Below are 9,279 nucleotides of genomic sequence, written 5' to 3'. Positions count from 1 at the left end.
GAAGATCTGATCATGACATTGAGATTTAGTTCAAAAAAATCCCCGCTAATTTCTTAGCAGGGATTTGTGTATAAGAGACAGCTCACTGAGTGGCTTTTTTGTTTATAAAAGCGAGTGTTTCAGGATTAAGTATTTGTTTTGATATGTACTGCATACCGCTTTTGTTTTTAATAATAATACCTTGTTGGGTGTCTATTACTTCGCTTATATTTTGCCATTCTAATTGATAGCTTTTGTAATGATTAGCAGATTTAATACCTTCTTCATCAAAGGTAAGTGTTACCTCAGAGCCTGATGCTCTGCTGAGCATTTGTCTGGTTACCCACCATGGTCTGCGATAGTAAAAAGCGACGCACTCGAGTACCGCTAACATGATCATAAACGATCCTAAGTAATGATCGTCTAAAACATAAATGCCAAATAAACCAAGCGCAACTAACAACACAAGTAAAAAGTATTTAGGTTTTGCACGCTTACTATAAGGGAGTGACTCATCAAAACACTCGTAAAAGTAGGGTTTATCTAATGTGTAGGTGGTTGTGAATGCCATTTTGCCTTGCTTTAAATATCGTTTTTTTTATTTTAACAAGCTAACTGCTAAATGAGCAGCTTTATAGTCAGTGATTTTGTTACTGGCACAAAAAAACGGCTCGAAAGCCGTTTTTTTTAGCGGTACAAGAAGAATTAACAGTTAGTTTCTTCAGCGTTCACGCCTTCTTTAACATTTTCACATGCATCTTCAACAGAGTTTTGCACATCAGTTACTGCTTCGTCGATACGTTCGCCAGCATCTTCTGCATGGTTGTCTTCACAACCCATCATGAAAAAACCTGCAAATACTGCGATTAGTGCTGCTTTTAAAGTTGTAGAGTTCATAGTGTAATTCCTTGTAAGTATTAATTAAATTTTAGTGTTTGTTAGTTGAATGCTTTATCTACCTGGGTGATTTACCACGTAGTGCACCTGAAACTAATGAAATCACTAAAAGTACTAAAAAGATAAAAAATATAATTTTTGCTATACCAGCTGCGGCACCTGCGATGCCACCAAAACCTAACACTGCAGCGATTAAAGCAATAACTAAAAATGTAATTGTCCAGCGTAACATTGTTTTCTCCTTGGTTATCAAATTTGCTCATAATAACTAATGCCAGTTATATGCCAAAGTTTATTTAGTATAAATATCAATTGGTTATGGTTTTTTGCTGTTACTCTAGTTATTAGTTGGTTAGTAACTTTTACGCTTTGTTATGTAAGTTATTCACACTGTTGCAAATAACTGCCAAATGTTCACTAAATAAACTTATTTTGGTAAGACCAATTAACAATTGGTGTGTGGCTTTGCATTTAATATTAAGAATTAGTGTTAATTTTTACTTAGCTTGATAGTTAATTAACAACTTCCATATAACTATTAGCTATAGTCGTTATTTCTTGTATGTATTGTAGAGCGCGTGATTGCTGAGTTATAGCATGTAAATTAATTGAGTGTTATGTTGTTTATTGTTTAATTGGTTTTACCAATTTACAAGATGTAGACAAAGCGATTAGTTTTGTTATTATCCAGTGAATAAATATTTAATTAAATCGATTTTTTATTTTCGATATGGGTTTCAAGGGGAGAAAAATGGATATAGGTGCTCTACTCACAACGGCTGGTAACTTAATGCTTACTGGCATGGTTGGGGTGTTTGTATTTCTGTCGATATTAATTGGTGCAGTAACGCTTATGTCTAATTTGGTGACGCGCTTTAGCGAACCTGACGTGGCGACACCAGTTAAATCACCATCTTTTAAATCTCAAGGTGTGCCTAATGAGCACATCGCTGCTATTAGTGCTGCCATTACTCAGTACAAATCAAATAATAAATAAGGGGCACACACATGGCTAAATTAAAATTAACAGAATTGGTATTACGCGATGCGCACCAATCATTATTAGCAACGCGTATGCGCCTAGACGATATGCTACCGATTGCTAGCAAATTAGACGATGCGGGTTATTGGTCTATTGAATCGTGGGGCGGTGCTACATTTGACTCGTGTATTCGTTATCTAGGCGAAGATCCTTGGGAGCGTATTCGTGCACTTAAAAAAGCGATGCCTAATACTAAACAGCAAATGCTATTACGCGGTCAAAACTTATTAGGTTACCGCCATTACGCTGATGACGTAGTTGAAAAATTTGTAGAACGTGCACATAAAAATGGCGTTGACGTATTTCGTATATTTGATGCAATGAACGATGTTCGCAATCTAGAAACAGCTATTAAAGCGGCTGTAAAAGTAGGCGCTCACGCTCAAGGTACTATTTCGTACACAGTTAGCCCAGTTCATACACTTGATATGTGGCTAACTCTTGCAAAGCAGCTTGAAGATATGGGTTGTCACTCAATTTGTATTAAAGATATGGCGGGTTTATTAAAGCCGTACGATGCTGAAAAACTAATTAAAGCACTTAAAGAAACTGTATCTATTCCAATTGCTATGCAGTGCCACGCTACAACAGGTTTAAGTACTGCTACTTACCAAAAAGCAATTGATGCTGGTATTGATATGCTCGATACCGCTATTTCATCAATGAGTATGACTTATGGACATTCTGCAACTGAAACTATTGTATCGATAGTTGAAGGGACTGAGCGTGATACTGGGCTTGATTTAAACCACCTAGAAGAAATTGCTGCTTACTTTAGAGATGTACGTAAAAAATATGCGGCATTTGAAGGTAGCTTAAAAGGGGTTGATGGGCGTATTTTATTAGCTCAAGTACCTGGTGGCATGCTTACAAACATGGAAAACCAACTTAAAGAGCAAGGCGCAGCCGATAAGCTTAATGAGGTTTTACTTGAGATCCCACGTGTACGTGAAGATCTTGGCTTTTTACCTTTAGTAACACCAACGTCGCAAATTGTTGGCACTCAAGCGGTACTTAATGTGCTAACGGGTGAGCGTTATAAAACCATTACTAAAGAAACTGCTGGCGTATTAAAAGGTGAATATGGCTTAACACCAGCACCAATGAATAAAGAGCTACAAGAGCGCGTGCTTGATGGAGCGGAAGTTATTACTTGTCGCCCTGCTGATAACATTGCACCTGAGCTTGCAACGCTTGAAGCTGAGTTATTAAAAGAAGCACAAGAGCAAGGTTTAACACTTGCTGATGATCAAATTGATGACGTATTAACTTATGCATTATTCCCACAAGTTGGTTTGAAGTTTATTAAAAACCGCAACAACCCAGATGCATTTGAGCCAGTACCTTCTGTTGAAGATAAAAGCAGTAAAGCGCCTTCTAAATCAGCTTCAAATAGTAACAAAGTGAAGGCTGAGCAGTACAGCGTAAAAGTAGATGGTAAAGTTTATGACGTGGTAGTAGCGCAAGGTGGTGAACTTAAAGAAGTAACATTAAAAGACTCTGAGCACATTCCTCAGTCTGCTTCGGTTGCATCAGGTGAAACACTTAACGCGCCTCTAGCCGGTAATATTTTTAAGATTAAGGTAAAAGCTGGGCAAGTTGTTAACGAAGGCGATGTAGTGATTATTATGGAAGCCATGAAAATGGAAACTGAAATACGCGCTACGCATACCGGAACAATTGCTGAAGTGTTAGTTAGTGAAGGCGATGCTGTAACTACCGGCGACGCTATGATTGCATTAGCTTAGGAGTAAATAGAGGATGGAAGGTATTTTAAACCTCTGGAATGCGACAGGCATTGCTAACTTTACAATCCCATCGTTAATAATGATTGCGGTAGGGTGTTTATTACTGTTTTTAGCGATAGCTAAAGGCTTTGAACCACTATTATTACTACCTATTGGTTTTGGTGCAATTTTAACAAATGTACCAGTGGCAGGTTTGTCAGACCCAGGTGGGCTTTTGTACTACGTTTATTATGTGGGTATTGATACGGGGATTTTTCCGCTGTTGATATTTATGGGAGTAGGGGCGCTGACCGACTTTAGCGCACTTATTGCAAACCCACGTATGTTGTTATTAGGTGCGGCTGCACAGTTTGGTATTTTTGCTACATTGTTTGGCGCTATATTACTTAACTATGTGCCAGGTTTTGAATTTACTCTACAGGACGCATCGGCTATTGCCATTATAGGTGGTGCCGATGGGCCAACAGCAATATTTTTAGCATCAAAACTGGCACCTGATTTACTAGGCGCAATAGCAGTAGCTGCATATTCATACATGGCACTTGTGCCAATTATTCAGCCGCCAATTATGCGTGCGCTAACCACACCAGAAGAGCGCCAAATTAAGATGCCTGAATTACGTAAGGTATCTAAAAAGGAAAAGATCATTTTTCCTCTTATGGTACTTAGTTTAACGGCAATGTTTTTACCGGCTGCTATACCGCTTGTAGGTATGTTTTGTTTAGGTAACTTAATGCGGGAGTCGGGTGTTGTTGATAGATTAAGTAACAGTGCTCAAAACGAAATCATCAATGTTACAACTATATTTTTAGGCTTAGCTGTTGGTTCAAAGCTTGCTGCAGGTAAGTTTTTAACTGTTGAGACGATTGGTATTTTAGTGCTTGGCGCACTGGCTTTTGCAATTGGTACGGCATCTGGCGTATTTATGGCAAAAGGACTTAACCGAATATCTAAAACGCCTATAAATCCATTAATTGGGGCGGCAGGTGTATCGGCTGTGCCAATGGCGGCACGAGTAGTTAATAAAGTTGGCCTTGAAAGTAACCCACATAACTTTTTACTTATGCATGCAATGGGACCCAACGTAGCGGGTGTACTTGGTAGTGCAGTTGCTGCGGGTATTTTATTAGCACTTGTTGGCTAAAAATGTAATTTAAAATAGATTAACCATTAAGCGCAGTTTACTGCGCTTTTTTTTTGTTCTTAATTTGTTCACCGCTAAATGGTTTCTTGTTCAGCACTTTTTGTTTACAGTAACAGCTCTTCAACATTTTAAGGATAGTTATCATGCTTCACACGCCTTTAGCAAAGCACTTGCCTCACGTTAGTAAACTTGTATTTGGATGTATGGGGCTGGGAGGCGGTTGGAATAAAGACGCAATCACTGATGCACATGTTAAGCAAGCTCATGAATGTATAGATAACGCCATTGAAGGTGGTATTAATTTTTTTGACCATGCTGATATTTATACTTTTGGTAAAGCAGAGCAGGTTTTTGGTAAAGCATTAAGTGAGCGTCCAGAGCTTAGAGAGCACATGTATATTCAATCTAAGTGTGGGATTCGATTTGAAGATGACTTAGGGCCAAAGCGTTATGATTTTTCATCAAAGTGGATTGAGCAGTCAGTTGAAGCATCCTTGAAACGATTAAATACAGATTATTTAGACGTACTTATGCTGCATCGCCCTGATCCACTCATGGAAGTTAACGAAATTGCTCGCATATTTAGTTGCTTAAAAGAAAGCGGTAAAGTGCGCAATTTTGCAGTGTCTAATATGCAGCAGCACCAAATGAACTTTTTACAACATGCGCTTGATATGCCAATTGTTGCTAATCAAATTGAGGCTAGTTTGCAAAAACATCAGTTTGTTGATGAAGGTGTGTATGCCGGTAACAGTGACGGTAAAGATCTTAATTTTACACCAGGTAGTATTGAGTACTGTCGCCATTTTGAAATCCAAATTCAAAGCTGGGGTAGTTTATGCCAAGGCTTGTACAGCGGTAGTGATTTATCAAACGCATCTCAGGCAGATATCAACACCAGTCTTTTAGTTAATAAGCTGGCTGCACTTTATGAAACCTCTGCTGAGGCAATTGTACTTGCATGGTTGCTTCGCCATCCCGCATCTATTCAGCCAATTATTGGAACAACTAATGCTAAACGGATTAAAGCCTCTTGTGATGCTGTAAACGTAGAGCTAACTCGTGAGCATTGGTATGCACTTTATGTAAGCGCTAAAGGCCACGAATTACCATAAGTAGGGCATTAATATGGACATATTCGTTATTTTAATTGGTTTGTTTGCTGCGCTGGCGATACTTATACCCTTGCTTGAAAAGTATCAAAGTAAAATAGGGCTCAACAGCGCAACCAAATACAGTAAATATATTTGGCCATTAGTGATGGTGTCTTTAGTTATTCAGCTCATTTATGTACTGATGTACTAATGGTTTATAGCGTATACAAAAAAGCCTTTGTAGGTTAAACCTGCAAAGGCTTTTTTAATGTTTATTGATAAACTTTATTTAAGTGCTAACTGTAGCTCGCGATTGCGCTCAAGCTGGGCAATAAAGTTATCAGCAATAGGTTTAAACTTGGCAAGTTCTGAGCGAGGTAATGGCTCTGACTTAGGAAGTTTTACAGTTTTAGGATTACGGTGAACGCCATTTACTAAAAATTCATAGTGTAAATGTGCACCAGTAACACGACCTGTAGAACCTACCGTACCAATTTGTTGGCCCTGTTTAACTTTTTGGCCCGTTTTAACTAGCTTCTTATTTAGGTGTAAGTACTTAGTTACATATTGCGTGCCATGGCTAATAAATACGTAGTTACCGTTGTACTTGCTGTAACCGGCTTTAATTACTTTACCGTTACCAGATGCAACAACAGGTGTGCCAGTGCGTGCAGCAAAGTCGATACCACGGTGGGCTCTAACTTGCCCAGTAACAGGGTGTAAGCGGCGAGGATTAAAGCTCGAACTAATATATTTAAAGCTTACAGGCGCACGTAAAAATGCTTTTTTCATGCTACGCCCTTCAGGCGTATAAAAATTGCCGTCGGTATGGCGAATAGCTGCAAAGCGCTGACCTTGGTTTACAAATTCAGCTGCAATAATTTTACCAGTACCAATAAACTCGCCATCAACATAGTGAGACTCGTAAATTAAGCCAAAAACATCGCCTTTACGAATGTCGTTTGCAAAATCAACATCCCAACCAAATATGTCAGCAAAGTTCATTATTTGGCGTTCGCTTAAACCTGCTGCAATTGCTGAAGTCCAAAAATTGTTAGATATTTCGCCGCCAGCGGTTTTGGTTAGCGTTTCAATTTCTTTGCTATCAATAGCTGTATCGTAGTTACCTTCTTCGTTTAAGGTAACAAATAAAGTATCGGTTTTTGAAATCACATAGCGCAGTTGAGCTAAGGAGCCATCTTCAGCTGTCGCAAAACTAAGTATTTCACCTGGGTGAATTTTAGTCAGTTTGCGAGTCTCCGCATTAGTGTTAATTAGTTTATGAAGCGTTTGAGCCGAAAAACCAGCACGCTTAAAGATAATTGCTAAATTGTCGCCATTTTTAACTTTATGATCGACAAAGTCGTATTCTGGTAACTTCTCTGCTGCTTGCTCTGAATTTAACTCAGTTAATTTTTCGTTGTTATCAACTTTAACTTGTAACTCATAGCGCTTACCAATTTCTAGTGCATTTGCACTATTGTCTTTGGATGCAGTGGCTTTTTCAGAAGGAAGAAAGGCTAAGCCAACAATAGCAGAAACCAAACCTAGAATAAGCAATTTGTGTTTTTTGGGGAGCGTGTGAACCACGTGAACCATAACGTGCCTTTTTCTGCTGTCAAGATAATAAATACATAATATTGCAGGATATACTTAATAATGTACGAATACTAGTGTTTTGTAGATTTAAACTGACCTTAAACTACGCTAAAATCGGGCTTAGAAAGCCTTTTTTAACGCTCTACCTAGCTAAGACTCAATTGATTTAGTTTAGTTGCATGAATCACTTAAAAAGTTGTTTTAATTAGGTAGAAATTTGTTATGTTAGCTACATCTATTTATTCGGTTTAAACCTTTATTAAACCGTGACTACGCAAGTAACTAGTCGCCCCTTCGTCGGCAGAATTTTGGAGTAATACACAGTGGATTTACAAACCGCTCTAGCAGAGATAAAACGCGGTGCAGAAGAAATATTAATTGAAGACGAACTAGTTGAAAAACTAAAGTCGGGCAAGAAGCTAAAAATAAAAGCAGGCTTTGATCCTACAGCGCCTGATTTACACTTAGGACACACTGTACTAATTAATAAAATGAAAACCTTTCAGGATTTAGGTCATGAGGTTATTTTCTTAATTGGTGACTTTACTGGCATGATTGGTGACCCAACGGGGAAAAACGTAACGCGTAAACCACTTACTCGTGAAGATGTACTAGCCAATGCCGAAACATATAAAGAACAAGTATTCAAAATTCTAGATCCTGCTAAAACCACTGTTGCATTTAACTCTACTTGGATGGAAAAGTTAGGCGCTGCAGGCATGATTAAACTTGCTGCAAACCAAACCGTAGCACGTATGCTTGAACGTGATGACTTTAAAAAGCGTTATGGAAGCGGCCAACCAATTGCAATTCATGAGTTTTTATATCCACTGGTACAAGGTTGGGATTCGGTTGCACTAGAGTCAGATGTTGAACTAGGTGGTACTGATCAGCGCTTTAACTTGTTAATGGGCCGTGAGCTACAAAAAGTAGAAGGTCAAAAGCCGCAAACAGTATTAATGATGCCATTACTTGAAGGTACTGACGGCGTTCAAAAAATGTCTAAGTCGCTTGGTAACTACATTGGTATTACTGATGCACCTAACGATATGTTTGGTAAAATAATGTCAATTAGTGATGTGCTAATGTGGCGTTACTACGACTTATTAAGTGCGCTTTCTATTGAAGAAATTGCAGCTCAAAAAGAACGTGTTGAGCAAGGTACGAATCCGCGCGATATTAAAATTGAACTAGCTAAAGAGCTAATTGCTCGTTTTCATAGTGAAGCTGATGCACAAGGTGCACATGATGATTTTATTCAGCGTTTTCAGAAAAAAGCGTTACCAGATGAAATCCCAGAGCTAACAATCACTATTGCAGAAGATACTATTTTAATTGCTAACTTGCTTAAAGAAGCAAATTTAGTAGTAAGTACATCAGAAGCAATGCGTATGATTAAGCAAGGTGCAGTTAAACTTAACGGTGAAGATAAAATCACTGATACCAAACTTGAAATAGCAAAAGGCACAACGGCTATTTACCAAGTAGGTAAACGTAAGTTTGCAAACATTACTGTAGCTTAAGCACAGTTTAAAAACTAAAAAACCAGCCGCGGCTGGTTTTTTTGTTTGCCCAGCGAAGCTGGCAAACCCGATAGGCTGAAAGATGCCTTATCACCCTGACTAAGGGGAAGATAATCTGAATGGCAAGGGCGTCACTGGCCAACGGTGGGGTCTGAAGGAAGCCATAAGAAGTTAGAGGTACACAACTAACCGTAACCTGTTTCGGCAGTATTGGTGGGTCAGCGTGCAAAATAGCGCAACGCCCTATACTTAG

10 protein-coding genes and 1 pseudogene are annotated in these 9,279 nt (G+C 38.7%); 6 read left to right on the top strand and 5 right to left on the bottom strand.

Annotation, left to right across the window (positions count from 1 at the left end):
• Window positions 1–82: 82 nt before the first annotated feature.
• The 3 genes from L655_RS0102695 to L655_RS1000000126445 form a co-directional block, all read right to left on the bottom strand.
• A complete protein-coding gene (locus L655_RS0102695) occupies window positions 83–550 on the bottom strand; it encodes a YcxB family protein (RefSeq protein WP_002961937.1) in 468 nt (155 codons plus the stop codon).
• Between the two features lie 134 nt (window positions 551–684).
• Window positions 685–876, bottom strand: coding sequence for a hypothetical protein (locus L655_RS0102690; RefSeq protein WP_002961938.1), 192 nt, complete (start codon window positions 874–876; stop codon window positions 685–687).
• Window positions 877–934: 58 nt separating this feature from the next.
• Window positions 935–1,108 (bottom strand): DUF1328 family protein, encoded by a 174-nt coding sequence (locus L655_RS1000000126445; RefSeq protein ID WP_002961939.1) that lies wholly within the window; start codon window positions 1,106–1,108, stop codon window positions 935–937.
• A 519-nt stretch (window positions 1,109–1,627) separates the two neighbouring features.
• Here L655_RS1000000126445 and L655_RS0102680 point away from each other — a divergent pair.
• The 5 genes from L655_RS0102680 (at window position 1,628) to L655_RS1000000127495 (ending at window position 6,115) form a co-directional block, all read left to right on the top strand.
• On the top strand, window positions 1,628–1,873 hold the full coding sequence (locus L655_RS0102680) for an OadG family transporter subunit (RefSeq protein WP_024604020.1): 246 nt from the start codon (window positions 1,628–1,630) through the stop codon (window positions 1,871–1,873).
• An 11-nt stretch (window positions 1,874–1,884) separates the two neighbouring features.
• Window positions 1,885–3,666, top strand: a complete 1,782-nt coding sequence (oadA, locus tag L655_RS0102675; RefSeq protein ID WP_024604019.1) for a sodium-extruding oxaloacetate decarboxylase subunit alpha — start codon at window positions 1,885–1,887, stop codon at window positions 3,664–3,666.
• Window positions 3,667–3,679: 13 nt separating this feature from the next.
• Window positions 3,680–4,810: a sodium ion-translocating decarboxylase subunit beta gene (locus L655_RS0102670; RefSeq protein WP_024604018.1), complete on the top strand. Its 1,131-nt coding sequence runs from the start codon at window positions 3,680–3,682 to the stop codon at window positions 4,808–4,810.
• Window positions 4,811–4,953: 143 nt separating this feature from the next.
• Window positions 4,954–5,925 (top strand): aldo/keto reductase, encoded by a 972-nt coding sequence (locus L655_RS0102660; protein WP_024604017.1) that lies wholly within the window; start codon window positions 4,954–4,956, stop codon window positions 5,923–5,925.
• A gap of 13 nt (window positions 5,926–5,938) precedes the next feature.
• Window positions 5,939–6,115, top strand: coding sequence for a hypothetical protein (locus L655_RS1000000127495; RefSeq protein ID WP_198925088.1), 177 nt, complete (start codon window positions 5,939–5,941; stop codon window positions 6,113–6,115).
• A gap of 74 nt (window positions 6,116–6,189) precedes the next feature.
• Here L655_RS1000000127495 and L655_RS0102650 read toward each other — a convergent pair whose 3' ends face one another.
• Window positions 6,190–7,503, bottom strand: coding sequence for a peptidoglycan DD-metalloendopeptidase family protein (locus L655_RS0102650; RefSeq protein ID WP_024597684.1), 1,314 nt, complete (start codon window positions 7,501–7,503; stop codon window positions 6,190–6,192).
• 323 nt (window positions 7,504–7,826) lie between these two features.
• On the opposite strand from L655_RS0102650, the gene tyrS reads away from it, so the two are divergent.
• Window positions 7,827–9,026, top strand: a complete 1,200-nt coding sequence (tyrS, locus tag L655_RS0102645) for a tyrosine--tRNA ligase (RefSeq protein WP_007585427.1) — start codon at window positions 7,827–7,829, stop codon at window positions 9,024–9,026.
• A gap of 7 nt (window positions 9,027–9,033) precedes the next feature.
• On the opposite strand, the pseudogene L655_RS1000000127670 reads toward tyrS, so the two are convergent.
• Window positions 9,034–9,279 (bottom strand): annotated as a pseudogene (locus L655_RS1000000127670) (hypothetical protein); the annotation flags it as partial.

It is taken from the genome of Pseudoalteromonas sp. TAE79, from assembly GCF_000498015.1.
In the GTDB taxonomy this organism is placed as follows: Bacteria; Pseudomonadota; Gammaproteobacteria; order Enterobacterales; family Alteromonadaceae; genus Pseudoalteromonas.
Note: the sequence above shows the minus strand (reverse complement) of the source record. Positions and strands in the feature narration are given on the sequence as shown.